Annotated in this window: 18 protein-coding genes; 6 read left to right on the top strand and 12 right to left on the bottom strand. The window is 74.2% G+C overall.

The window, feature by feature from the left end; genetic code table 11:
* The first annotated feature begins 1 nt into the window (after position 1).
* The 5 genes from AS857_RS22675 (at position 2) to AS857_RS22655 (ending at position 7,943) form a co-directional block, all read left to right on the top strand.
* Entirely contained in the window at positions 2-1,096 is a 1,095-nt protein-coding gene (locus AS857_RS22675) for a GNAT family N-acetyltransferase (protein ID WP_058045106.1), read from the top strand.
* 410 nt (positions 1,097-1,506) lie between these two features.
* Positions 1,507-2,319: a glycosyltransferase family 2 protein gene (locus AS857_RS22670; RefSeq protein ID WP_058045105.1), complete on the top strand. Its 813-nt coding sequence runs from the start codon at positions 1,507-1,509 to the stop codon at positions 2,317-2,319.
* Between the two features lie 2 nt (positions 2,320-2,321).
* Positions 2,322-3,392 (top strand): glycosyltransferase family 2 protein, encoded by a 1,071-nt coding sequence (locus AS857_RS22665; RefSeq protein WP_058046996.1) that lies wholly within the window; start codon positions 2,322-2,324, stop codon positions 3,390-3,392.
* The gene (locus AS857_RS22660) at positions 3,389-4,189 is read left to right on the top strand and encodes a polysaccharide deacetylase family protein (protein ID WP_058045104.1); all 801 of its coding nucleotides are present in this window, start codon (positions 3,389-3,391) and stop codon (positions 4,187-4,189) included. The genes AS857_RS22665 and AS857_RS22660 overlap by 4 nt, the downstream gene beginning before the upstream one ends.
* Complete coding sequence (locus tag AS857_RS22655) at positions 4,182-7,943, top strand: lipopolysaccharide biosynthesis protein (RefSeq protein WP_058045103.1); 3,762 nt, start codon at positions 4,182-4,184, stop codon at positions 7,941-7,943. Before AS857_RS22660 ends, AS857_RS22655 begins: the two co-directional genes overlap by 8 nt.
* A 30-nt stretch (positions 7,944-7,973) precedes the next feature.
* Here AS857_RS22655 and AS857_RS22650 read toward each other — a convergent pair whose 3' ends face one another.
* Positions 7,974-9,368, bottom strand: coding sequence for a xylan 1,4-beta-xylosidase (locus AS857_RS22650; protein ID WP_107105726.1), 1,395 nt, complete (start codon positions 9,366-9,368; stop codon positions 7,974-7,976).
* A gap of 126 nt (positions 9,369-9,494) precedes the next feature.
* Here AS857_RS22650 and AS857_RS22645 point away from each other — a divergent pair, with 126 nt between their 5' ends.
* Entirely contained in the window at positions 9,495-10,652 is a 1,158-nt protein-coding gene (locus AS857_RS22645) for a DUF5925 domain-containing protein (protein WP_420823990.1), read from the top strand.
* A gap of 256 nt (positions 10,653-10,908) precedes the next feature.
* Here the strand turns inward: AS857_RS22645 and AS857_RS22640 are convergent, their stop codons facing one another.
* The 11 genes from AS857_RS22640 to AS857_RS22590 form a co-directional block, all read right to left on the bottom strand.
* Positions 10,909-11,280: a GntR family transcriptional regulator gene (locus AS857_RS22640; protein WP_058045101.1), complete on the bottom strand. Its 372-nt coding sequence runs from the start codon at positions 11,278-11,280 to the stop codon at positions 10,909-10,911.
* An 18-nt stretch (positions 11,281-11,298) separates the two neighbouring features.
* Positions 11,299-13,149 carry an asparagine synthase (glutamine-hydrolyzing) gene (gene asnB / locus AS857_RS22635; protein WP_058045100.1) on the bottom strand — a complete coding sequence of 617 codons (1,851 nt, stop codon included), beginning with the start codon at positions 13,147-13,149 and terminating at the stop codon, positions 11,299-11,301.
* 227 nt (positions 13,150-13,376) lie between these two features.
* The gene (locus AS857_RS22630; RefSeq protein WP_058045099.1) at positions 13,377-14,591 is read right to left on the bottom strand and encodes an alanine racemase; all 1,215 of its coding nucleotides are present in this window, start codon (positions 14,589-14,591) and stop codon (positions 13,377-13,379) included.
* On the bottom strand, positions 14,588-16,300 hold the full coding sequence (locus AS857_RS22625; RefSeq protein WP_058045098.1) for an IucA/IucC family protein: 1,713 nt from the start codon (positions 16,298-16,300) through the stop codon (positions 14,588-14,590). The genes AS857_RS22630 and AS857_RS22625 overlap by 4 nt, the downstream gene beginning before the upstream one ends.
* On the bottom strand, positions 16,301-17,500 hold the full coding sequence (locus AS857_RS22620) for an MFS transporter (protein ID WP_058045097.1): 1,200 nt from the start codon (positions 17,498-17,500) through the stop codon (positions 16,301-16,303). It lies immediately after the preceding gene.
* Entirely contained in the window at positions 17,497-19,245 is a 1,749-nt protein-coding gene (locus AS857_RS22615) for an IucA/IucC family protein (protein WP_058045096.1), read from the bottom strand. Before AS857_RS22615 ends, AS857_RS22620 begins: the two co-directional genes overlap by 4 nt.
* Positions 19,242-20,483, bottom strand: coding sequence for an ATP-grasp domain-containing protein (locus tag AS857_RS22610; RefSeq protein ID WP_058045095.1), 1,242 nt, complete (start codon positions 20,481-20,483; stop codon positions 19,242-19,244). The genes AS857_RS22615 and AS857_RS22610 overlap by 4 nt, the downstream gene beginning before the upstream one ends.
* 170 nt (positions 20,484-20,653) lie before the next feature.
* The gene (locus AS857_RS22605) at positions 20,654-21,658 is read right to left on the bottom strand and encodes an ABC transporter substrate-binding protein (RefSeq protein WP_058045094.1); all 1,005 of its coding nucleotides are present in this window, start codon (positions 21,656-21,658) and stop codon (positions 20,654-20,656) included.
* Positions 21,659-21,757: 99 nt separating this feature from the next.
* Positions 21,758-22,549, bottom strand: coding sequence for an ABC transporter ATP-binding protein (locus tag AS857_RS22600; RefSeq protein WP_058046994.1), 792 nt, complete (start codon positions 22,547-22,549; stop codon positions 21,758-21,760).
* A gap of 377 nt (positions 22,550-22,926) precedes the next feature.
* Positions 22,927-24,093, bottom strand: a complete 1,167-nt coding sequence (locus AS857_RS22595; protein WP_245700429.1) for a FecCD family ABC transporter permease — start codon at positions 24,091-24,093, stop codon at positions 22,927-22,929.
* A complete protein-coding gene (locus tag AS857_RS22590) occupies positions 24,090-25,121 on the bottom strand; it encodes a FecCD family ABC transporter permease (protein WP_420823957.1) in 1,032 nt (343 codons plus the stop codon). The genes AS857_RS22595 and AS857_RS22590 overlap by 4 nt, the downstream gene beginning before the upstream one ends.
* Positions 25,122-25,284: the final 163 nt, after the last annotated feature.

Here is a 25,284-nt window from a genome sequence, read left to right as displayed (position 1 = left end):
GGTGAACATCAGCGTGTACCGGCCCGGTGACCTCACCGCGGCCGACCGGGCGGCCTGGTCTGCCCTGCAGGCGGCGGCGGTCGAGGACGGCTCGCCGCAGCTTGCGAATCCTTTCCTCGCACCCGAGTTCGCCCTCGCCGTCGGCCGGTGCCGGAGCGGGGTGCGGATCGCGGTGGTGCGCGAGGACGGCGAGCCCGTGGGCTTCTTCCCGTACCAGCGCACCGCCCTCGGGGTGGGCCGCGCGATCGGGCTCGGGCTCTCGGACGCCCAGGGGCTCGTCCACCGGACCGGCTTCCAGTGGGACGCCCGTGAGCTGCTGCACGCCTGCGGGCTCTCGGTGTGGGAGTTCGACCACCTGGTGGAGGGGCAGAAGCCGTTCGAGCTGAGCGCCTCCGGGGCGTTCCGCTCGCCCGTGATGGATGTGGAGCAGGGCTTCGAGTCCTACCTGGCGGTCCTGCGCAAGCGGTCGCCGAAGTTCCTCCGCGCCACCCTCGCCAAGGAGCGCCGGCTCGGCCGGGACGTCGGCGAAGTGCGCTACGTGCACGACGAGCGCGACCCGCAGATGCTGCGGACCCTGATCGCCTGGAAGTCCGCGCAGTACCGAAGAACAGGGCGTAGCGACCGGTTCGCGCGCCCCTGGATAGTGCGCCTGGTCGAACAGCTCTTCCACACCAGGACGGAGTCCTTCGCCGGGCTGCTGTCGGTGCTGTACGCCGGGGGCCGGCCGGTCGCGGCGCACTTCGGGCCGCGTTCGCGGCAGGTCCTCTGCTGCTGGTTCCCGTCGTACGACCCGGCGTTCGCGAGGTTCTCGCCGGGCCTGTTGCTGCACCTGCACATGGCGGAGGGGGCGGCCGCCGCGGGGATGGCCTATCTCGATCTCGGCCGGGGCGACAAGGCGTACAAGGATTCGCTGAAGACGCGTGAACTGAGCGTCTGGGAAGGGTGGGTGATGCGGCGTCATCCGGTGGCGCTGGGGCACCGGGCCCGGCGTGCGCCGGTGCGGGCCCTGCGCAACACCGTGGTGTCCCGGCCCGAGCTCTTCGAGCCCGCCGACCGGTTGCTCAAGCGCGTGGGAAGGCTGCGTCAGGGCGACTGAGGGCGCATTGCGCCCCGCGCGCGCCGCCAACGGCGCAAAGCGTCAACACGATGCATGACTTGGGCGCAAAAAACACCCAAAGGAGGAGTCACCGCACCAGCTCTTGCCATACAGTCTCAACCATCAATACCGTCGTACATCCACCCGCATCGGCCCATCATGCAAAGCGGCTCAAGGGGAGGGCAAGCGTCGCGATGGTGCCCGGGGCGGGGCGCGGTGGGGGGTGCCGCGTCCGGCTGATCAGAGTCGCCGTGTCGCGTTGACCGCGCGGCGAACAACCGTTGCCAGCTCACCCGGCCCATGCGGCGATGAGCGCCGTCAGGGCGGGGTGAGTACCCCCTTTTCGAACCGGATACGCCACCGGACCGCTCGGGGCGGGCGGTCCACCGGACGAGAGGGACATCCGAGTCATGAGTTCTTTTCTGCGCCCGGCGGCTGATCAGGAAGCCCTGGTCGCCGCCCATTACCGCCCGGTGACGTCGCATCTCGCGATAGCTCCACCCGTGAGCGTCGTCATCCCCGCCATGAACGAGGCGGAGAATCTCCCGTACGTCTTCAAGACGCTGCCGGAGTGGGTCCACGAGGTCGTCCTCGTCGACGGCAACTCCACCGACGACACCATCGAGGTCGCACGGCAGCTGTGGCCGGACGTGAAGGTGGTCCGGCAGCTCGGCAAGGGCAAGGGCGACGCCCTCATCACCGGCTTCGCCGCCTGCACGGGCGAGATCATCGTGATGGTCGACGCCGACGGCTCCGCCGACGGCAACGAGATCGTCAGCTATGTGTCCGCGCTCGTCGGCGGCGCGGACTTCGCCAAGGGCTCGCGCTTCGCCAACGGCGGCGGCACGGACGACATGACGCCCATCCGCAAGCTCGGCAACCGCGTGCTCTGCTCGATCGTCAACCACAAGTTCGGCGCCCGCTACACCGACCTGTGCTACGGCTACAACGCCTTCTGGAGGCACTGCCTGGACGAGATCGCCCTCGACTGCGCCGGCTTCGAGGTCGAGACCCTGATGAACATCAGAGTCGTCAAGGCGGGCCTGCGCGTCCAGGAGATTCCCAGCCACGAGTTCGTCCGCATCCACGGCACCAGCAACCTGCGGGCCGTGCGCGACGGGCTGCGCGTACTGAAAGTGATCCTGCAGGAGCGCGGCGCCCGGCGGCGGCGCCCGCAGCGGCTCGCCATCGCGCCCGCGGCCAACCGTGGGGAAGTGTCTTGACGATCACCACTTCCCCGGCCGGCACGGCGGACGGCGCGGGCACGGCCACGGGGCCCTCGGTCTCGGTGGTCATCTGCGTGTACACCGAGGACCGCTGGGACGACATCGTCGCCGCGGTGGCCTCGGTCCGCGAGCAGTCCCGGCCCGCGCTGGAGACCCTGGTGGTCGTGGACCACAATCCTGCGTTGCTGCGGCGGCTCGCCAAGCACTTCGGGGACGACGGCTGTGCCGGGGACGGGGTGCGGGTGCTCGCCAACGCGGGCCCCCGCGGCCTGTCCGCGGGCCGCAACACCGGCATCGAGGCCTCGTCCGGCGAGGTCATCGCCTTCCTCGACGACGACGCCGTCGCCGAGCGCGACTGGCTGCGGCACTTCGCGGAGGGCTATGCCGACCCCCGGGTGATGGCCGTGGGCGGCCGCACCCAGCCCGTGTGGGAGTCCCGGCGGCGGCCCGCCTGGTTCCCCGAGGAGTTCGACTGGGCGGTCGGCTGCACGTACCGGGGGCTGCCGCCCGGCAGGGTGCCGGTCCGCAACGTCCTCGGGGGCAACGCCTCCTTCCGCCGGTCGGCCTTCGAGCTGGCCGGCGGGTTCGCCTGCGGCATCGGCCGCGACGGCGACCGGCTGCCGCTGGGCTGCGAGGAGACGGAGCTGTGCATCCGGCTGACCCGGGCGATGCCCGAGGCGGTGCTGCTGATCGACGACCGGTCGGTCATCCACCACCGGGTGCCCGCGGCCCGCGAGCGCTTCCGCTATCTGTGGACCCGCTCGTACGCCGAGGGCCTGTCCAAGGCCCTGGTGGCGCAGAGCGTGGGGGCGCAGGCCGGGCTGGCGTCGGAGCGCCGGTACACCACGCGGGTGCTGCCCGCCGGGGTCGCCCGGGGGGTGCGCGACGCCCTGCTGGGCAGGCCCGGCGGGGCGGGCCGGGCCGGGGCGATCCTGGCCGGGGTGACGGCGGCGGCCGGGGGCTATGCGGTGGGCACGCTCCGGGCGCGCCGCAGCGGCAGCCGGTACGCGGTCGCGGCGACGCAGGAGCCGGCCGGGCCGAGACCTCCGGCAGAGGAGGCCGGGTCATGAGCGCGTCCCGGGTCCCGATACTGATGTATCACGCGGTGGCGCACGCTCCCTCGCGCGCCACCTACGGCCTGTCGGTCTCGCCGCACGCGTTCGCGCGGCAGATGCGGCTGCTGGCCGACCGCGGGTTCCACCCGCTGACGGCCGAGGAGCTGGCCACGGCGTGGCGCTCCGGTTCCGGGCTGCCCCGGAAGCCGGTGCTGATCACGTTCGACGACGGCTATGAGGGCGTGCACCGGCACGCCCTGCCCACGCTGGCGGAGCACCGCTTCCGCTCCACGCTGTTCGCCTCCACCGGCTGGCTCCGCGGCCCGCACGACACCGGTGGCGCGCTCGACCTGATGCTGAGCTGGGGCCAGGTCAAGGAGCTGGCGGACTCGGGAATGGAGATCGGCGGGCACAGCCACACGCACCCCGAGCTGGATCAGCTCCCGGACGACCAGCTGTGGTTCGAGGTGCTGAAGTGCCGCGAGGTGCTGGCCACGGAGCTGGGGCGCGCACCGGTCTCCTTCGCCTACCCCTACGGGTATTCCAGCCGCAGGGTCCGCCGCATCGTGCGGGCGGCGGGCTTCGGCATCTCCCTGGCGGTGGGCAACGGCCTGGCCGCCCGTCCCCAGGGGCCCTACGCCCTGGAGCGGGTGACGGTGCGGCGCTCGACGGGCATCGCCGAGTTCGAGCGGCTCGTGGAGGGCCGGGGCGTGGGGCGGATCTTCGCCCGGGACCGGACGCTCACCAAGGGCTATGCCCTCTACCGCAGAACCCGTCAGGTCGTCAGGAAGGCAACCGAAACCCGTGTCTGACACGTCCACCCGAACCGAGGAGCGGGAGACGGAGGGGCCGGCCGGCCGCAGGCTGCGGCTGCCGGGGCGGGGCGGCGGCAGCCCGCTGTTCCGCAACGCCTTCGCGCTGATGCTCAACACGGGCATCAGCGCCGTCCTCGGGCTCGGGTACTGGCTGATCGCCGCCCGGTACTACACGGAGGAGGCGGTCGGCCAGGGCTCGGCGGCCATCGCCGCGATGAAGCTCCTGGCGGGGCTCACCGCGGTGACCCTGACCGGGGGGCTGGCGCGGTTCATCCCGGTCGCCGGGCGGACGACGGGCAAGCTCGTCTTCCGGACGTACGCGGGCAGCTCGCTGTTCGTCGCCTCCGCGGCGTGCGTCTTCCTGCTCACCCTGGGCTCGTGGGGGCCCTCGTACAGCTTCCTGAACGGCTCGCTCAACGGCCTGGGCTTCGTCGCCGCCGTCATCGCCTGGTCGGTGCTCACCCTGCAGGACGGAGTGCTGACCGGCCTGCGCCGGGCCCTGTGGGTGCCCGTGGGCAACACGGTCTTCTCGGCCGTCAAGCTCGCGCTGCTGGTGGCGCTGGCGACGACGCTGCCCACCTCCGGCGTGTTCGTGTCGTGGGTGGTCTCGATCGCCGTGTCGGTGGTGCCGCTGGGCTGGCTGGTCTTCCGCCGCCTGGTGCCCCGGCACGTGACCGCCACGGAAGCGATCGCGCGGCCCGCCTCGTACCGGGAGATGGGCCGCTTCCTCGCCGGGGACTACACGGGGTCGCTGTTCTCCCTGGCCGTGGTCTACCTGGTGCCGGTGATCATCGCCTCCCAGGTCAGCTCCGAGGACAACGCGTACTTCTACATCACCACCACCATCGGCGGCACGGTCAACCTGCTCGCCATCAACATGGGCGCGTCGCTGACGGTGGAGGGCTCGCACGACCCGGCGCGGCTGGCGGAGAACTGCCGGGCGGCGCTGCGCCGGATGGCCACGATCATGGTGCCGGTCTGTCTGCTGCTGTTCCTCCTCGCGCCGTACATCCTGCGCGTCTTCGGCCCCGGTTACGCCCATGCGGCCACTCCGCTGCTGCGCTGGTTCGCGGTGGGCGCGGCGCTGCGCGTGGTCATGGAGGTCTACTTCGCGGTGCTGCGGGCGCAGAGCCGGACGGCCGGACTGGCCTATCTCCAGGGGCTGCTGTGCGTGCTGGTGCTCGGGCTGACGCTGGTGCTCCTGCCGCGCATGGGGCTCACGGGTGCGGGGGTGGCCGAGATCTGCAGCCTGGCCGTCATCGTCTCCATCTCGGCGGTCAAGCTCCGCCGGATACTGCGCCTCGCCCGGCCGGAGCCCGCGGCCTACGCCCCCGACGTGGCCCCGGACGGCGATCTGGCCGACCTGGCGGCCCGCGGCGACCGGCACGACGCACCGCGCACCGAGCCCCGCGGGCTCCGGCGCGGGGCCCGGCACGGCATCACCCGTGGCTTAGGGGGTGAGGGCGAGCAGGAGCCCGGGGAGAGAGACAGCGGCGCGTACGGCACCCGCTGGGCGCTGCGCGCCGCGCTCGACGCCGACACGATGCCGCTGGGCGTGCGGCTGGACTTCGACCACTTGGAGAGGCGCCCTGATCTCCGGCACACCCCGGAGGCAGTCGTCGTGTCCCACTCCGTCTCCCAGGCCGCGTCCCAGGCGGCCTCCGAGCAGCCCGTCGCGGCGCCCGCGCGGGAGAAGGCCGCGCAGGACAAGGCCGCACAGGACAAGACCTCCGCTCCCCCGGGCCCGGCGCCGTGGTGGAGCGGCCCCGAGGCGACGGTCTGGCTGCTGCTCGCGGCCGCCCTCACGCTGTACTGGCTGCCGCTGGTGGGCGTCGGCGAGGCGACCCTGGACCGTATGGGCGGGCTCGGCCTGATCTCCGTGCTGCCCGTGGCGACGCTGGCGGGCGCGGCGCTGCTGGTCGTCTCCTTCGTGGCCGCGCTGCGGCTGGACGGGCAGCGGCGCCGGCTGCTCACGGCCGTGCTGCTGCTGACGGTGATCTCCCTGCACGCCCTGCCGGCGGTGCTGGAGGATCAGCCGCGCTTCGCTACGGCCTGGCAGCACCTGGGCTTCCTGGACTTCATCGACCGCACGGGCGTGGCGGCACCGGACCTGGACGCCCGCTGGAGCTGGCCCGGCTTCTTCGCCCTGATGGCGTTCGCCGCGAAGACGGCGGGCGTGAGCGACCTCACCGAGGTGCTGCGCTGGTGGCCGACGGCGATCCAGCTGCTGTGCCTGGCGCCGCTCGCGCTGCTGCTGCGGGCCGTGCGCGCGGGGTGGCGGGCGAAGTGGACTGCGGCCTGGCTGTTCGTGCTGTGCGGCTGGGTGGGGCAGGACTACTTCTCGCCCCAAGCGCTCAACTACTTCTTCTACCTGCTGTTCGCCGCGGTGCTGCTGGTGTGGTTCCGCTGGCCCCGGCAGCTGCGCGGCACGCTGCTCCCGGGCGAGACGGAGCCGCAGCCGGCCGGGCGGAGGGCGCAGGGCGCGCTGCTGGCCGTGGTCATCGCGCTGTTCGCGGCGTCGGTGGCCAGCCACCAGCTGACGCCGTTCGTGATGCTGGGGGTGCTGACCGCCCTGGTGGTCACCCGCCGCTCCACGCTGCGCGGGCTGCCGCTGCTGTGCGGTGTGATGCTGATCGTGTGGGTGGGCTTCCTGGCGGAGCCCTACTGGTCGGGCCATTTCGACGAGCTGTTCGGCGGCCTGGGCTCCCTGGGCGGCAACGTCTCCTCGTCGGTCTCGGGCCGGATCGAGGGCGGCAGCCCCGTCCACAAGCTGGTGCTCTACGCCCGGGTGCTGCTCGCGGGCGGGATGCTGTCCTTCGCCGCGATCGGCTGGTGGCGCCGCCGCCGGGCGGGGATCGGCGACGTGGCGCTGCTGGTGCTGACCGGGGTGCCCTTCCTGGCCTTCGGCATGCAGTCCTACGGCGGCGAGGTGGCCCTGCGGGTCTTCCTCTTCGCCCTGCCGGGCGCGTGCGTCCTGGCGGCCCTCGCCCTGTTCCCGCACTCCACGGAGCGGCCCGGCCGGCCGGTCCTCGCGCCGGTGGCCGCGCTGCTGGCGGGCCTGGTCCTGATCTTCGGCTTCCTGGTGGCCCGCTGGGGCAACGAGTCCTTCGAGCGGGTGCGGCCCGGCGAGGTCGCCGCGATGGACTTCGTGTACGCCCGCGACGAGCCGACCGTACGGCTGCTGTGGATGAGCAGCGACCCCTCGAAGAACGTCACGCCCGCCATGCCGTGGGGTGCGAAGGACATGGAGCGGGTGCACTACGACGCGACGCTCGCCCCGCGTGATCCTGCCCGCGTGGACGATCTGGTCACCGCGCTCCGCAAGGCCGGTCCCCGGGCGTATGTGATGGTCAACCGCGGCCAGTCGGTCTATCTCGAACTCGACGCAGGCTATGCGGCGGACTGGGACGCCCGGATCCGGCACACGCTCGACGGCCGGCCGGAGCTGCGCCGCGTGCTCGTCAACGACGATGCGGTGCTGTACGAGCTGAAGGAGAGGCCGGCCGGTGAGGCCCCGCAGCCCCGGCCGGGACCGGCGGGCCCCCGGGTGACGTGGACGCCGGTGTCGGTGGTCGGCGGTCTGGCGGCGGTGGCGCTGCTGGTGCTGCTGATGGCGCGGGAGGTGCTGCGGGTCGTGGCCCGGCCGGGGGTGCGTCAGCTGCGCTGGCTGCAGGGGTCGTACTGGTTCGCGCTGCCGCTGCTGCTGGTCCTGCTGGCCTCGCTGGTGCACCGCTTCGCGACGATGTCGTGAAGCGGGCACCGTAGCCCGTTCGGGTGGGGGTCAGCCGGTCCAGCGGATCTCGTTGGGCTCCAGGTCCAGGCTCTTGCCGTCTACCTCGACGGTCAGCCGGCGGTCCTGCATGTTGACGACGAGGACGGTGCTGCCCGAGGCGAGGGTGGACACGGCGTCGCGGTTGTCCCCCGTGACCTCCGGGGTGCGCAGCTCCGCCCCGGGCGGGAAGGCCTTCCCGAAACGGGAGAGCAGGTCCAGCATGGGCAGCCCGCCCCCGCCGCCCTTCAGTTCGGTGCTGCGCCACAGACAGCCGGGGCAGTCCTCGCCCGTCTCCTCCGGGTTCCAGTAGAAGGCCGCGGAGACGCCCGCCCGGGCGAAGTGGATCAAGGCCGTGGCGTGGACGGCGGTGCGGTGCGCCTCGGTCCACGACTTGCGGTCGTCGTTGGCGTCGGCGGGCTCCACGTACCACTCGGACCACCACACCGGCAGGTCGACGGTCCTGCTCAGCCACGTGGTCACGTCGGCGAACTTGCGCGTCGCGGCGAACTCGTCGGGGAAGAGCTTGCTGCCCTCGCGGGTGTAGCTGGCGCCGTCGACGACGAGGAAGTCGGCGCCCTTCTTGTGGGCGTTCCAGTACTTGAGGGCGTCGACGGCACGCTGGTCGACCGAGCCCCAGGGCCCGCGCAGGGAGGAGGCGTTGGAGGAGGAGCCGGGCGGATTGCTGTCCATGCTGATGTACGGGCCGCCGACCAGGTTGGCCCTGTTCTGCTTCTTCAGCTCCGCGTAGACCAGGTTGTACAGCTCGGTGTAGCCCTCGTAGTTCCAGCGGTTGCGGCCCTCGTCGTAGAAGCCCTTGAACTCGTTCCACACGATGAAATGACGAACGTCCGGATAGCGCTTGGCGATGACGCCGGCCAGCTTGGCGAAGTCCTTGTAGTGGGCGCGATCGGGCGCCTTCTCCAGGGACTTCAGCGACCAGTCGGTGCGCTCCCCGCCGCCCTTCATCCAGTCGGGCGCGCAGCACAGGGTGAGCACGGGGGTCGTGCCGGTCTTGCGCATGTAGGCGACGCGGCGGTCGAGATCGCCGAAGTTGTACGTGCCGGGCTTGGGCTCGGGGTTGTCGACCCCCCAGCCCATGATGTGCTGGTTCTGCGGCATGCCGGAGCCTGTGAGCAGCCCGGCCGTGGTCCGCCGGGCGGCGTCGTCGCCGCGGTCGGCGCTGTACTGGGTGTGGGTGAAGCCCCAGCCGAGCTCGAGCGCCGCCCTGTCACCGTTCGCGCCGTCCTGCGAACCGTCCCCTCCCGTCTGCCGGCCGGTCGCCCAGAGGACGACCAGCAGGGCCAGCGCGACCGCACCGGCCGCAAGCAGCACGGCGAACCGCCACCGCCCGGCCCGCCGCCACCCGGCCCGCCAAAACGTCCGACTCACACCCCGTCGTCCCATCATGGGCAAGCGTATCCGCGGCCGAAACGATGTGCGGCGGCTTCCGGGCGAACGTGGACGGGTGTTGCGGATCCGGTCGTGAATCAGGGGAAAACCTGGGTGCGCAAGGGCTCTCCGTGCCGGATCATGGGCGGCATGTGTGCCGACCGCCGACCCAGCGCCAGGAGGCAGGCCCTGCCCACCGACCCGGACTTCACTCCGACCGAGAAATCGCTGCCCATCCGTCTCAACGTGGACGACAGCGACTCGCCGTCCGACGTCATCGACGCCCTCTTCCTGGGCCGGTTCGCCACCGGCGAGCAGCCGTACGCGCACAGCCGCTCCGTGGACCGCGTGAAGTCCGGGGCCACGCTCCTGCCGCCCGCGGCCCACGTGGTGCGCTCCGCCCGCGACGACGACCGCAGCGCGACCCTGGCCGAGGGAGACGGCTGGACGCTGCTGATCTCCCGCTGGAACCGGGGCGCGGACGTCTCCGTCACGGCCACCAGCGAAGAACTGGCCAAGAAGGTGCTGGGCCAGGCCGTGGAGGGCGCGGAGGACGAGCCCGAGCCGCAGCCCGAACACGTGACCATGGGCTTCTGGTACGTCTCGCCGCGGCGCGGCCCGCACCGGACGACCCGCCAGATCTCCGCGGGCACCTGGGAGGAGGTCCGGCCCAACTACACCGCGCGCGTCGCGGACGCCATGGACCGGCTGATGAAGATCACCCCGGATGACATCGCGGGCCGGCTGCTCCTCCTGCACGGCCCGCCCGGCACCGGGAAGACCTCCGCCCTGCGCACGCTCGCGCGCTCCTGGCGGGACTGGTGCCAGGTGGACTGCGTGCTGGATCCCGAACGGCTGTTCAACGACGTCGGCTATCTGATGGACATCGCCATCGGCGAGGACGACGGCGGCTCCAAGGGCCGCTGGCGGCTGCTGCTCCTGGAGGACTGCGACGAGCTGATCCGCGGCGAGGCCAAGCACACGGCGGGCCAGGCCCTGTCGCGGCTGCTGAACCTCACGGACGGGCTGCTCGGGCAGGGCCGCAACGTCCTCGTCGGCGTCACCACCAACGAGGACCTGGAGCGCCTGCACCCCGCCGTGGTGCGGCCGGGCCGCTGCCTGGCCCGCATCGAGGTGGGCCCGCTCAGCCGCGCGGAGTCCGTGGGCTGGCTGGGCACGGACCAGGGAGTGGGCCGCGAGGGCGCGACGCTCGCGGAGCTCTTCGCCCTGCGGCGCGGCAGCGGGCCGGCGTCGGTGCCGCCGCAGCACGACGGGGCGGATGCGGGGTTGTATCTGTGACGCCCCCGCCTTGACGCGCCTCATGGCCTCCGGCCGGGGTGGTTCCGGCACCGCCGGTCCGCCACGCGGTGGCTGAGCGCCGCTGCGGCGGGGGTTTTCGGCGGGCCCTTGTCGTGGCGGCGATGCGCCGTGGCGGAGGGCCGGCCTTCGTCGGCACCTGCCCCAGCCAGCCGCACGCTCTCTCTGTCCGCCGCAGCGGCGACAGGCCACGACGGCGTGGCCCGGCGGTGCCGTGCCGGTCGTCGGCCCGGGTGGTCTAACCGTAGACCGCGCGGAGGGCTTCTTCCGCTGCGGCGCGGGCCGCCTCGTGGTCCAGGCCCAGACGGTGCGCGCGCTGCGCGAAGGCCGCGGCCGCAGCCGCGGCCTCACGGGCCGCCGTGTCGCCGGGCGCTGCGACGAACGTGCCGTTGCGCCCCCGCGTCTCGATGACCCCGTCGGCCTCCAGTGCGCGGTAGGCCTTGGCGACGGTGTTCGCGGCGAGGCCCAGTTCTTCGGCGAGGCCGCGCACCGTCGGGAGCTTGTAGCCGACGGGGAGTTCGCCGGAGCGGGCGCGTTCGGCGATCCGGGCGCGGATCTGCTCGTAGGGCGGCTCGGCCGCGTCCGGGTCGACGTTGATCTTCAGGGCCACGCTCGGACTCTACCGCTTCTACAGCTCCAGCGCGGTGTCGTGCATGCGCAGCCAGGCGTCCAGGTTGAGGACGAGTTCGGTGGCGGAGCGGAAGGACTCGCCGGCGTCGTCGGCGAGGGAGCCGGCGACGGCCGCGGTGTCGAGCAGGGGCCGTACGGGCGCGTCCTTGTCGGCGAGGACCCGGGAGAGCTCGGCGCGCAGGGCGGCGGCGTAGCGGGGGTCCTGGATGCTGGGGTAGGGGCTCTTGACGCGGTCGGCGACGACGTCCGGCAGGAGGTCGCGGGTGGCGGCGCGCAGGAGGGACTTCTCGCGGCCGTCGAAGGTCTTCATGGCCCAGGGGGTGTTGAAGACGTACTCGACGAGGCGGTGGTCGCAGAAGGGGACGCGGACCTCCAGGCCGACGGCCATGCTGGCGCGGTCCTTGCGGTCGAGGAGGAGCTGGACGAAGCGCGTCAGGTGCAGGTAACTGATCTCCCGCATGCGCCGTTCCAGGCCGGTCTCGCCGGGCAGGCGGGGCACTTCGGCGAGGGCTTCGCGGTAGCGGGTGTCCTCGTGGCCCGCGAGGTCGAGCTTGGCGAGGAGGCCGCGGTCGAGGAGGGCGGAGCGGCCTCCGCTGTGCTCGCCGGCGAAGCGGTCGGCGGCTCCGGCGGCGGCCCAGGGGAAGGTGCCGGCGTGCACGTGGTCGGGGTTGTGGAACCACGAGTAGCCGCCGAAGACCTCGTCGGCGGACTCGCCGGACAGGGCGACGGTGGACTGTTCGCGGATGGCCTTGAAGAGCAGGTAGAGGGAGACGTCGCCGTCGCCGAAGCCGCTGATGGGCATGTCGCGGGCGGCGATGACGGCGTCGCGGTTGGCCTTGGCCATCAGGTCGGCGGCGTCGAGAACTATGTCGGAGTGGTGGGAGGCGACGTGGGCGGCGAGGGCGTGGGCGTAGGGGCCGTCGGGGGTGGGCCGCAGGGGGTCCGGGCGGAAGTTCTCGGTGTGGCCGGTGAAGTCGACCGAGAAGGACCGGACGGGGCCGGCTCCGGCGGCGGCGAGGGCGGTGATGGCGGAGGAGTCGAGGCCGCCGGAGAGCAGGGTGCACAGGGGGACGTCGGCGATGAGCTGGCGGCCGACGATGTCGTCGAGCAGGTCGCGCACGTGACGGACGGTGGTCTTGAGGTCGTCGGTGTGCTCGCGGGCCTCCAGGGCCCAGTAGCGGCGCAGGGTCAGGCCGCCGCGGCGGATGCGGGCGGTGTGTCCGGGGGGCAGTTCGTACATGCCCTTGTAGGCGGCGTGGCCGGGGGTCTTGGTGAAGGCGATGAGCTCGGCGAGGCCTTCGGCATCGACGGCGGGGCGTACGGCGGGGTGGGCGAGGATGGCCTTGGGCTCGGAGCCGAAGAGGACGCCGTCGGGCGTGGGGTGGTAGTACAGCGGCTTGATGCCCATGCGGTCGCGGACGAGGAGGAGTTCCTCGGTGCGCGGGTCCCACAGGGCGAAGGCGTACATGCCGTTGAGGCGCTCGGTGAAGTCCTCGCCCCATTCGAGGTAGGCGTGCAGGACGACCTCGGTGTCGCTGCTGGTGCGGAAGGCGTGCCCGCGGCTCTCCAGCTCGGCGCGCAGCTCGCGGTAGTTGTAGACCTCGCCGCTGTAGGTGGTGACGAGCAGGGTGCGGCCGTCGCGTTCGACGCGCATGGGCTGGGCGCCGCCCTCGATGTCGATGACGGCGAGGCGGCGGTGGCCGAGGGCGGCGTGGGTGCCGAGCCAGGTGCCGCCGGCGTCGGGTCCGCGGCAGGCCATGGTGTGCGTCATCGCGTCGAGCGTGCCGCGCGCCGTCGTGAGGGCGGTGAGGTCCTGGTCGTAGGAGATCCATCCGGTGATCCCGCACATCGTTGCGTTCTCCCCTTTCGGTAGGCCGCCCGGGTGTCCGGGTACGGCTGCTCCCCCGTGGGGTGCGGGCCCCGCCTCGGGGGCGGCGGGGACCGCGGGGATCACGGTACGCCCATATAGATGCATTCACCATCCATGTAGGAGTAAAACGCCGGGAAACCAGTGGGAACCGGCCAACTCCCGCCCCCCCCCGCCGCACGATCGCGGGTCCGCCCCTCAGGACCCGCTCAGGGCAGGAAGCGGAAGGAGGGCGCCGGGTGCATCAGGAACTCGTGGTGCGAGATGTTCCAGGCGTACGCGCCCGCCATCGCGAAGGCGATCCGGTCCCCCGCCCGCAGCTCGGCGACCGGGACCGCCCGCGCGAGGACGTCCTTCGGGGTGCACAACTGCCCGCTGAGGGTGACCGGTTCGTCCAGCGCGGCCGGGCGCGGCCAGGGGCGCTCCCAGGTGTCGACGGACAGCACCGTGAAGGGGTGGTCGTGCCCCTTGGCGGCGGGGGTGCGCATGTGGTGGGTGCCGCCGCGCACGACCGCGAACGCCTCGCCGTGGCTGTGCCGGACGTCGAGGACCTCGGTGACGTACCAGCCGCAGTGGGCGGTCAGCGCGCGGCCGGGCTCGATGCGCAGGGTGTAGCCGGGGTGCGCGGCGGCGAGTGCGGCGAGGCCCGCGCCGTAGGCGGCCCAGTCGAAGCGGGTGTGCGGGCGGGCGTAGTCGACGGCCATGCCGCCGCCCACGTTCACCTCGTCCAGCCCGAGGCCGTGCCGGGTGTCCAGCTCGCGCGCCCAGGCCGTGACGCGGGCGGCGACGGCGAGCAGGGCGGGCGCGGGGAGCCCGCTGGCCAGGTGGGCGTGGATGCCGCGCAGCCGCAGCCGGGTGCCGCGCAGCAGGGGCAGGCACGCCTCGGCGCGGCGCGGGTCGAGGCCGAAGGGGCTGGGCCGGCCGCCCATGGCGAGGGCCGCGCCGGCCAGCTCGCCGTGCCCGTCGCGGCTCGCGCCGTCACCCTCGCTCACGGGGAGGTTGACGCGCAGCAGGATGTCCACGGGCGCCCCGCCGGGGCGTTCGGCGGCGAGGGCGGCGAGCAGCCGCAGTTCGCTCTCGCTCTCCACGTGGATGCGCTCGGTCCCCAGGTCGAGGGCGAGCCGCAGTTCGGGCTCGGTCTTGCCGGGGCCGCCGAAGGCGAGCGGCAGGCCGGGGACGGCCTTGCGGACGTGGGCCAGTTCGCCGCCGGAGGCGACCTCGAAGCCGCTGACGTGCGGGGCGAGGGCCTGCAGGAGCTCGGGGGCGGGGTTGGCCTTGGCCGCGTAGTACAGCTCGGTCTCCGGCGGCAGGGCCGCGCGCACTTCGGCGGCGTGCCCGGTCAGGGCCGCCAGGTCGTAGACGTAGGCGGGCAGTTCCTCGCCGGGCAGGCCGGCGGCGTGCCCGGCGACACGGGGAAGGATCACTGTGCTGCGCTCCAGGTGGTCTCGGTGCGGGCGGCCGTGGTGAGGGCGGACAGCAGGTCCGGCACCAGGGGCGAGGAGATGCGCACGTAGCCGGCGTCCCGGTCGGCCTTGCGCTCCCAGCGGGTGAGCAGGTTGGCCTTGGCGGGCAGCGGCACCCCGGCGACGAGGGCGCGCAGCAGCGGGGGGTTGCCGTGGGCGGCGGCGCGGTCGGCGAGGATGCCGCGGACGGCGGTCCACAGCTCGGGTTCGAGGCGGGGGTGGCGGTCGGCGAGGGCGGCGAGCATCTCGGCGACGTGGTTGACGACCAGGCAGTACACGACGCGGTCCCAGCCGCGCTCGCGGTCGTACGTGAGGGGCCCGGCCACGTCCGCGGGGAGCGCCGCGAGGGCCGCGGCGTGGTGGCCGGGGAGCAGCTTGGTGCCCTCCAGGTCGCGGAAGAGGACCTGCCGGGGCATGCCGTCGGCGCCGACGCCGAGGACGACGTTCTGCAGGTGGGGTTCGAGGACGACGCCGTGGTCGAAGTAGGCCGCGAGCACCGGCGGGACGAGCAGCGCGAGGTAGGCCTTCCACCAGGCGAGGGCCTCCGCGGGGCCGCCGCCGCGCAGCAGTGCGCCGAGGTGGGCGCCGCCGGTGGGGTACTCGTCGGCGACGGCGGCGGCCAGCAGCCCGGTGACGCCGGGGGCGAGGCGGGCGCCGAGCCCTTCGCGGACGATGACGCCGAAGCCCTCGGCGAGTTCGCGGCTGCCGAGGTCGAGGGTGCGGTAGGCGGGTTCGCGCAGCAGGCCGGCGCCCGGGAAGCGGGCCGCGAGGTCGGCGGCGACGGGCTCCAGCAGGCGGGTGAGGGCGACCGCGCCGGTCAGCTCGTACTCGGCGTTCTTGCGCAGGCAGTTGGTGATGCGGATGTTGAGGCTGAACTTGAGGAAGTCCCGGCCGTCGTAGAGCGTCCGCACGGATGCGGTCGGCTCGAAGGGCTCGCCGCCGGGGCCCAGGTCGAGGACGTCGCCGCGGGTGACGGCGGCGCGCAGCACGGGGTGCTCGCGCAGCATCGCGTACTGCCACGGGTGGGCGGGCAGCAGCCGGTAGCCGTCGGGGACGGGCCGCTGCCGGTCGAGGGCGGCGAGGGCCCCGTCGGCCGCGGCCTCCTGGCGTACGTGCTCGCGCCGCACGGCCAGGTGGTGCAGGGGGAAGCGGGCGCGGGCCTCGGGGGCGTAGCGGCCCCAGTCCTCGGGGGCGCCGGTGCGGGCCTTGGGGGTGGGGTGGAAGCGGTGGCCGAACAGGAGGGACTGCTCGGATTCCATGTACGCGTCGGGGCCCGCCGCGCCGCGCGGGGCGCCGAGGGCCGCGGTGACGCCGGCGTGGCTGGCGGCCACCTGGCCGAGGAACTCCTCGTTGCGGACGCCGGTGCGCAGCTCCAGCTCGCGGTGGATGTGCTCGGCGAGCTCCTGCCACGTCAGCTCGGTCCAGGTGCCGTCGCGCTCGGTCCGGACGGGGCCGGTGAAGCGGTGCGCGCCGAACAAGGAGGCGCGCCGCAGCCCCACGCGGAGCAGGACGCCGCAGCGGGGCAGGCGCAGCAGCAGGTGGCCGTCGGTGACGGCGGTCTGGTGCTCGGGCCCGGAGACCTCGCGGAGCAGGCAGTTGAGCAGGGTGTGGGCGACCACGTGGTCGGCGGTGGCCACGCCGGGGAGGGCGGCGGCGGCTGCGGAGGACATTCAGCGGCTCCAGCGGGTGCGGAGGAGGGTGGGGGTGCTGATGACGGCCGTCAGGGCGGCGACGGCGGATCCTGCGACGGCGGGTGCGGCCGGGCCCCAGATGCCGGTGGAGGCGGCGGCTGCCGCTCCGGCGACGACGGCTCCGGCCTTGGATATGAACTCCAGCGAGCCGAAGAGGCGGCCGGGCCCGCGGCCCCGGCTCGCCTCGGCGGCGAGCGCGGACAGGCTGACCAGGCCCAGCGTCATGCCGGCGCCCAGGAGCAGCCGCAGCGCCACGAAGGAGGCGACGGTGCCGGCTCCCCAGTGCCCGGCGAGGGCTACGGCCACGCAGGCGAAGCCGGTGACGGCGCCGAGGTGCGGGCGGTGGGCGACGGCGGCGTGGACGGGCTTGGCCAGCAGCAGGTAGCAGGCGTGCGGGAGGGCGAAGAGCGCGCCGCTCTCGGAGGGGCCGAGGCCCGGCAGCCGCTCGGCGACCAGGGTGATGAGGTACGGGTAGGAGATGACGGTGGCGAGGACGAAGGCGAATTCGAGGGCGTAGAGGGTGCGCAGCGGGCCCGGCGGCGGGCCCTCCTCCTCCGGGGCGGCGGGTGCGGGCGGCGCCGTGGGCGGCGGTTCGGGGAGGGCTGCCAGCATCAGGGCGGCGGCCAGCGGCAGTACGGCGAGGAGCGCGTACTGGCGGTGCGGGGAGAGCCAGGGCGTGAGGCCGCCGACGACGACGGGCGCGGCGACGAGCGCGAGGCGGGCGCTGCCCTGCATCAGGGTGAGCGCCCAGGAGAGCCGCCGGCCGTCGAGGGAGGCGGCGAGGTAGCCGTTGGAGGCGGCGAAGGTGCCGCCGAGGACGCCCTGGAGGACGAGGGCGGCGGCGAAGGCGGGCAGGCTGTCGGCCGTCCCGGCGAGCAGGAAGGACAGGGCGAGGCCGAACTGGGCGCGCAGCAGGAGGCGCTTGCGGCCGTAGCGGTCGGCGAGCCGGCCCCACAGGGGTGCGCCGAGGGCGCCGAAGACGGTGGGGACGATGTAGAGCAGCCCGGCCCACCGGGCGCCGTGGTCGCCGAGGGAGGGCAGGATCTCGGTGAGGTAGGGGGGCAGGCCGAGGGCGGCGAACGACGCGACGAAGTAGCAGGCGGCGACGGCGTGGACCTGGCGGGTGCGCAGCACGGGCCGTTCCTCGCGGGTGCGGCCGCCGTGGAGTACGGCCGTCATCTGCCCGCGCCCCGCAGGTAGTTGGGCCCTTGGACGTAGTGCTTGTTGATGTCGGCCGCGCCCGAGCGCTCCTTGGTGAGCAGGGTGCCGGCGGTGACCATGGCCTTGACCGGCAGCCGGTCGGCGTCGAGGACGCGGGCGCGCAGCACGGCGGCGGCGCCGGGGGCGGTGCGGGCGGTGCGTTCGACTGCTTCCGCGAGCCGGTCGCGCAGGCGGGCGAGGAGCTCGCCGAGGGGGGCGCGGCCGAGCCGGGCGAGCTCGAAGAGGGGGGCGGCGGCGCAGAGGTGGACGGTGATGGTGGCGAACACGTCGGCCACGGGCCCGTCGCCGGCCACGAGGATGCGCCGGTCGTCGAAGCCCAGCAGGTCGGCGGCCGCCCCGCCGAGCCGGGCGGCCAGGCGCACGCCGTGCACGCGCGGCCCGTCGTTGTCCTTCAGCAGCAGCCGCATACGGGTCCGGCCGCCGGGGGCGTCCAGGACGAGCGAGGTGTTCTGCTGGTGGGATTCGAGGCCTATGCCGTACGAGAAGAGGGTGGTGTGCCAGTCCAGGAGGAGCGTGAGGTAGGCGTCGAGGAGGGCGGCGAGGGAGCCGTCGTAGTAGCGGTCGGCGAGTTCGTCGGCGACGAGGGAGCCGCCCGGGGTGCGGGCGAGCAGCGCGGCGACGGGGAGGACGTGGGCGTCCTGCAGGCCGGCGGGGTAGCGGCGGGCGAGGACGGCGAGGAGTTCGTGGTCGGACTGCAGGTGGGTGCGCTCGTCGGCGAGGAGGATCCGCCCGGCGAAGCGGGGCTCGTGGGCCATGACCTCTTCGAGGAGGCGCTGGCCGGTCTCGCCGTCGAGGAGGGTGCCGGGCTTGATGGTGCGCCGGTTGCGCAGGCCCAGGGTGGCGGTGGCGAGGGGCAGTTTGAGGTGGACGGCGGGGTCGTCGGCGACGGCGACGGTGCGGGTGGAGAGGGTGGGCAGCACCTCCAGCCAGGGCTTCTCGGCGAAGCGGGCGGATCCGCCGAGTCCGGCCTCGCGCAGGGCCGCCTCGAGGGGGCCGGCCGCGGTGAGCGGGTGGACGGGCAGGGCGACGTGGGTGGCGTCCAGCCCGCTCAGGCCGAGCCCGGCGGGGGTGGGCCACCAGGAGGGCAGGCCGGACCGGTCGCCGCGCACGGCGCCGTGCGGGAGGGCGAGCCAGCGCAGGGCGAAGGAGGGGTGGAACTCGGGCGCATACGCGCGTAGTTCGTCTTCGCTGAGGCCGGCGCGGGAGCGGCCGGTGGGGTAGACGGGGTGGTCGCGGTAGGCGGCGAGGGTGTCGTAGGCGAGGGAGCCGCCCGGGCCCGTCCAGCCGTCGGTGCGCTGTCCGTAGGTCTCCGCCAGGTGCGCGGTGACGCCGTCGCGGACGCGGTCGTGCAGGCGGGCGGCGGCCAGCGCCTCCTCGCACTCGGCGAGGAAGGCGTCGTAGCCGGCCCGGTCCTCGGGGGGCACGGCGGCGCGCAGCCGCGTGAGGACGGGGCGCAGCCCGGTGAGGACGCCGCCGTCCGTCTCGGCGAGCGGTTCGCGCACCCGGACCTCGCACTGGAAGCCGTCGGGGCCGACGGGCAGCAGGACGGTCCCGTCCGCGGTGCGCAGGTGGAGCCAGTCGCCGTCGGGGCGGTGCTCGGTGAGGGCGTGGCGGCGCAGCCCGTAGGCGTCCTCGCGGAGCAGGGTGCTGAGGACGCGGCTCAGGAGGTCGCCCTCCACCACGTCCGTGCTGGTCAGGCTCATGACATGATCTCCCAGCGCTGTGCGGCCAGGAACGCGTCGACTTCCCGGTCGATCCGGCCCTGGTCGGTGCCGGTCGCCCTGATGACGCCGAGGTAGTCGCGGTTGGTGCGATGGAGCGGGTGCGCCTCGCCGGTTCCGCGCAGCGGCCGGTAGACCAGCCGTACGCCGTCGCGCTCGGTGTCGCTCGCCGGGGGGGCCTTTTCGAGCGTACCCCCGCGGTCCGCACAGACATACTCCACGCGCAGCCGCCCGTCAGGTCGCGCGCCGAGGTCCGCGGGCAGCGGCTCGCCGAGGTGGGTGCGCAGGACGTGCTCGAAGAGGGGGACGCCGAGGGCGTCGGCGAGGGCGAGGTCGCACTGGTCGCCGATGGCGCGGTAGTTGACCTCGATGATGCGGGCGCGGGAGCCCTGGGCCACGTACTCGGTGTGGCAGGCGCCGAAGCCGACGCCGAGGGCGCGCAGCTGGGCGAGCACCTGTTCCGTGTGCGGCTGCGGCGGTGCGGGCAGCAGGTCGAGGCGTTCCTCGATGAAGTGCGGCAGCGGGGACAGGCGGGTGCGGAAGGAGGCGAGGGCGTGCAGGGTGCTGCCGTCGCCGAGCGTCTCCAGGGTGTGCAGCTCGCCGTCCAGGTACTCCTCCACGAGGAGGGAGGCGCCGGGCCTGCGGGTGCGGATGTCGTGACAGTGGCGGACGAGGGACGCCTCGTCCTCGGCGAGCACGACGTCCTCGCTGGCCACGCCCTCGCGCGGCTTGACGACGCAGGGGAAGGGCAGGCCCAGGTCCGCGAGCCGGCCGGGCAGGCCCTCCGGCTCGTCGCCGGGGGCGAGTTCGGCGGAGCGGACGGTGTCGGCGCCGGCCTCGGCGAGGCGGCGGCGCAGCTGGGCCTTGTTCTTGGCGTCGAGGGCGGAGCGCCAGTCCTTGCCGGGCAGGCCGAAGTAGGCGGCGGCCAGAGCGGCCTGGGGCTGGAGGTGGTCGCTGTTGGTGAAGACGGCGTCGGGGCGGGCCGACCGGCCGAGCGCGGAGATCCGGGCGACGACCTCGCGGAAGTCGGTGACGTCGCAGCCGAGGACGGAGAGTTCGGGCAGTTTGCCGCCGTCGGCGACGCTCTGTTCGTACGCGCGGCGGTGGGCGGCGGGCTGGTCGGTGAGGAGCGTGACCTCGACTCCGAGACGGGCGGCCGCGGGCAGGAAGCCGAGGGTGACGGAGTCGGTCGGGTTCAGGGCGAGGAGGTGAAGCCGCACAGGAGCGCCTTTCGACAGGCTGCGGGGGGCGGTGATGCGTGGGGGGACGTGGGGGGGGGGACGCCGCCGGGCCGTTGAGGAGGGGGTGACGGCCCGGCGGCGGGCCCGGGGAACGGGGGTGCTGCCGGTGGCCGGGTCCGGGGCCGGGGTGAACCGGCCCCGCGGACCGGCTACTTGGGGACGTCGACGCCGGCGGCCTTGGCGATGTCGTCCACGACGCGGTTGGCGGCCTGGATGCCGATGCCGGACATCCACGTCTCGTCCGGCACCTGGACGACCTTGTCGTTCTTGACGGCGCCGAGGCCCTTCCACAGCGGGTTGTCCTGGACGGCGCTCTGCTGGGTCTTCTCGGGGTCGTCGGCGACGGTGACGAAGACGAGGTCGGCGTCGGCCTTGTCGATCTGCTCCGGCGAGACGTCCGTCATCGGGGCGTCGACGTCCTGCGAGGCGGGGCGGCGCAGGCCGGTGTCGGAGAGGACGACGCCGCTGAAGGAGGCCTTCTGGTAGAGGCGCGTGGGGCCGGCGACGAAGCGGACGACGGACGCGGTCGGCATCGTGCCGTTGTTCTTCTTCTTGATCTCCTCGCCGAGGGCCTTGGCGCGCTTCTCGTACGCACCCATGGCCGCCTCCGCCTCCTTCTCCAGGCCGAGTGCCTTGGCGTGGACCTTGAGGTTCTCCTTCCAGGGCGCGCCGGTGGTCTCGGTGAAGACGGTCGGGGCGATGCCCTTGAGGCGGTCGTAGACCTTGGCGTGGCGGACCTTGGAGGACAGGATCAGGTCGGGCTTGAGGGAGATGATCCGCTCGATGTTCGGCTCGGCCATGGGGCCGACGTCCTTGGTGTTCTTCGTCTTCGCCGACAGGTACTGCGGGAAGCCGCCCTCGGTCTTCATGTGGGGGGAGACCGCGCCGACGGGCTCGATGCCGAGCATGGTGACGTCGTCGAGTTCGCCGGTGTCGAGGACGACGACGCGCTTCGGCTTCTGCTTGATCTCGGTGGTGCCCATGGCGTGGGTGATCGAGCGCGGGAAGCCGGTGCCGCCCGCGGCCTTGCCCTCGTCCTTCGCCTTCTCGTCGCCGCCGCACGCGGCGAGCACGGCCGTGCCGATGATCACGGCGAGGAGCGCGGCGAGCGCCCTGCGCAGCCGGTGGAGGGGTGGTCTGAGGTGGGTGGTCACGGCGGACTCCAGTCTGAGCGGTAGGGGAGGGACGGGTGTGGGGGGTGGGGGCTTGGGGGGTGGGGCTTGGGGCCGAGGTCCGGCGGGTGCGGGTGGGCCTCAGGCGGCGGGCCGGCCGGGGGCGCGCCGCCGTCCGGAGCGGGCCCGGGGGACGACCAGGGGCGTGCCGGTCTCCGGGTCGGGCACGACCCGGCACTCCACCTGGAAGACCTCCTCGACGAGTTCGGCGGTGAGGACGTCGGCCGGCGGGCCGGCGGCGGCCGGTCTGCCGTCGCACATGACCACGAGGTGGTCGGCGTACCGCGCCGCCTGGCCGAGGTCGTGCAGGACCATCACGACGGTGCGGCCGGCCTCGGCGTTGAGCTCCTCGACCAGGTCGAGCACGTCGAGCTGGTGGCGCAGGTCGAGGAAGGTGGTGGGCTCGTCGAGGAGCAGCAGGGGCGTGTCCTGGGCGAGGGCCAGGGCGATCCAGGCGCGCTGCCGCTGGCCGCCGGAGAGCTGGTCGACCGGGCGGTCGCGCAGGACGTCGGTGCCGGTACGGGCGAGGGCCTCTTCGACGGCGGCCTGGTCGGCCTTGGACCAGGGGGTGAGCATGCGCTGGTGCGGGTAGCGGCCGAGGCGTACGAGCCCCTCGACGGTGACGCCTTCGGGGGCCACGGCCTGCTGCGGGAGCAGGCCCAGACGGCGGGCGAGGGCGCGGGCGGGCATGCGGTGGATGTCGGCGCCGTCGAGGGTGACGGTGCCGGCGGTCGGGGCCAGCAGGCGGGCGAGTCCGCGCAGGAGGGTGGACTTGCCGCAAGCGTTGGGGCCGACGACGGCGGTGACAGCGCCGCCGGGGACGGCGAGGTCGACGCCGTCGACGACGGTGCGGCCCGCGTAACCGAGACTCAGGCCGTGGGCGGCGAGGCCGCGGGGGGCCGCCGGGGCGGCGGGGGCGGCGGGGTCGCGGGACGCAGCCGGGGCGGCGGAGCCGGCAGAGCCGCGGGGGTCGGCGGAGCCGCGGGACGCCGCCGGACCGGCCGCGGGGCCCCCGGTGGCCACGGAGGCTCGGGACGATGCCGGGCCTCCGTCGGCCACGGGGCCGCGGGCAGGCGCCGGGGTGCCGGTGGCGGCCGGGCTGTGGGCGGTCGCGGTGCCGCGGGCGGCAGCGGAACCGTCGGCAGCCGCAGTGCCGCGGGTGACAGCAGAACCGTCGGCAGCCGCGGAGTCGGGCGTGGCCGTGGGGCCGGATGTGGCCGTGGGGCCGGGCGTGGTCGTACGGTCGTCGCTCATCGGGTGGTGCTCCCAGCGGTGGGCTTGAGTTGACGCAGCATCAGCACGAGCAGCCAGGGGGCCCCGAGCGTGGCGGTGACGACCCCGACGGGCAGGCCGTGGACGGGCAGCAGGTGCAGGACGGCGAGGTCGGAGGCGAGCAGCAGGACGGCGCCGCCGAGCGCGGTGAGGACGAGCGAGCCGGCCGTCGGGGGCCCGGCCAGGAACCGCACGATGTGCGGCACGGCCAGGGCGACGAAGCCGACGGGCCCGGTGAGGGCGGCGGCGACGGACGCCAGGAGGACGGCGAGCAGCAGGAGCTGAAGGCGGGCCGCGTTCGGGGCGATCCCGAGCCCGCCGGCGGACTCGTCGCCGAGGTCGAGGACGGCGAGCCTGCGGTGGCCGGCGAGGGCGAGCACGACGCCGGACAGGACGAGCGCGCCGCCGGTGCCCGTCTCGGTCCAGGTGCGGCCGTAGACCGAGCCGGTGGTCCACTGCAGCGCGTCCGCGGCCAGTTCGGCGGGGAACCGGACGATGAAGAGGTTCACGACGGCGGCGAGTCCCTGCTGCACGGCGAGGCCGACGAGCACGATGCGGGTGACGGTGACGCCGCCGCGCCAGGAGAGCACTGCGAGCAGCAGGGCCGCCAGCATGCCGCCGCCGAGCGCTCCGGCCGGGGTGAGGACGGCCGGAGCGCCGGTGGCGAGGATGGCGACCGCGCCGAGGGAGGCGCCGCCGGTCACGCCGATCACGTCCGGGGAGGCGAGCGGGTTGCGCAGCACGCGCTGCATCAGCGTCCCGGCGACGGCGAGCCCGGCACCGGCCACGATGGCGGCGACGGCGCGGGGGGCGCGCAGCTCCTGAACGAGCATCACGTCGGCGCTGTCGCCGAGGCCGACGAGGGCTTGCAGCGCGTCCAGGGGCGGCACGTGGACCTCGCCCGCGCTGAGGCCCAGGGCGAGGAGGACCGCGAGGAGGAGGACGGCCGCGGCGGAGAGGAGGGCGATGCGGCGCCGCTGCCGGGCGAGGGCGGATCCGCCCGCGCCGGGGCGGTGCGGGAGGAACGCCCGGGCGGGCGCGGGGGCCGGGCTCCGGCGCGCTGCCGGCCGCGGCCCGGTGCCGTTCGCGCCCTGCATCCGCTCGCCCGTCCGCTCCCCCGTCCGCTCGCCCATCAGGTCGCTCATCGGGTCGCCTTCCGTGCGAGGAGGGCCAGCATCGGGGCGCCGAGGAAGGCCGTGACGATGCCGACCTCGATCTCCGTGGGGGCCAGGACGACCCGCCCGGCGATGTCGGAGCCGAGGAGCAGCAGCGGCCCGGCGACGAGACAGCCCGGGACGAGCCAGCGGTGGTCCGCGCCGAGGAGCTTGCGGACGAGGTGCGGGGCGGCGAGCGCCACGAAGGACAGCGGGCCCGCGACGGCGACGGACGACGCGGCGAGCAGCACCACGGCCAGCCCGCCGGCGGCGCGGACCCTCGCGACCGGCACGCCGAGCGCCTGCGCGGTCTCGTCGCCGAGGGCGAGGGCGTTGAGCGCGGGCGTGATGGCGAGGGCCAGCACGAGACCGGCGAGCAGGGGCGCGAGGACGGGCAGCAGGATGTCGGTCTGCCGCCCGGCGAGCGAACCGGCCAGCCAGAAGCGGGCCTCGTCCAGCGTCCGGTGGCTCGCCAGCATGACCGCGGAGGTCCAGGCGCTGAGGACGGCGGCCAGCACGGTCCCGCCCAGCGCGAGCCGTACGGGGTCGAGTTCGCCGGCGTGGCGGGCGAGCGCCAGCACGGCGACGGTGGCGAGCGCGGCGCCCCCGAAGGCGAACCACAGGTACTCCACGGGGCGGGTGAGGCCCAGCGCGTAGATGGCGGTGACGACCGCGAAGCTCGCCCCGGCGTTGATGCCGAGGGTGGTGGGCGAGGCCAGGGGGTTGCGGGTGACGCCCTGGGCGACGGCTCCCGCGACGCCGAGCGCCGCGCCGACGACCAGGCCGATCACGGTCCGTGGGACGCGCAGCCCGGTGACGACCAGGCCGTCGCGTCCGGCGTCGTCCCCGGCCAGCGCGTGCCACACGGTGGCCAGGGGCACCGGGCGCGAGCCGGCCGCGAGGCTGAGCGCCGCGCACACGGCGAGCGCGGCCACGCCTGCAAGGAGCAGGGTGGCCCGGCGAATCGGAGCCGCACGCCCGACGGCGGGCGCGACGGCTCCTGGAGCGGTCTCGTTCACGGAGGAGACCCTAGGTTAGGTAAGGCTTACCTTGTCAATTCTGGATGGTTCGCACACCAGCTATTTCCTCAATGCCCAGCTTGGTGCCGCCGGAGCCTCAGCTTCCCAGCCCGATCCGCCGGTAGCGCGCCCGCCTGTCGGCCAGCCGTTCGCCCTGCTCGCG

Source organism: Streptomyces roseifaciens (assembly GCF_001445655.1).
GTDB classification, from domain to species: Bacteria; Actinomycetota; Actinomycetes; order Streptomycetales; family Streptomycetaceae; genus Streptomyces; species Streptomyces aureoversilis.
This window is presented reverse-complemented; position numbering and strand designations above follow the sequence as displayed.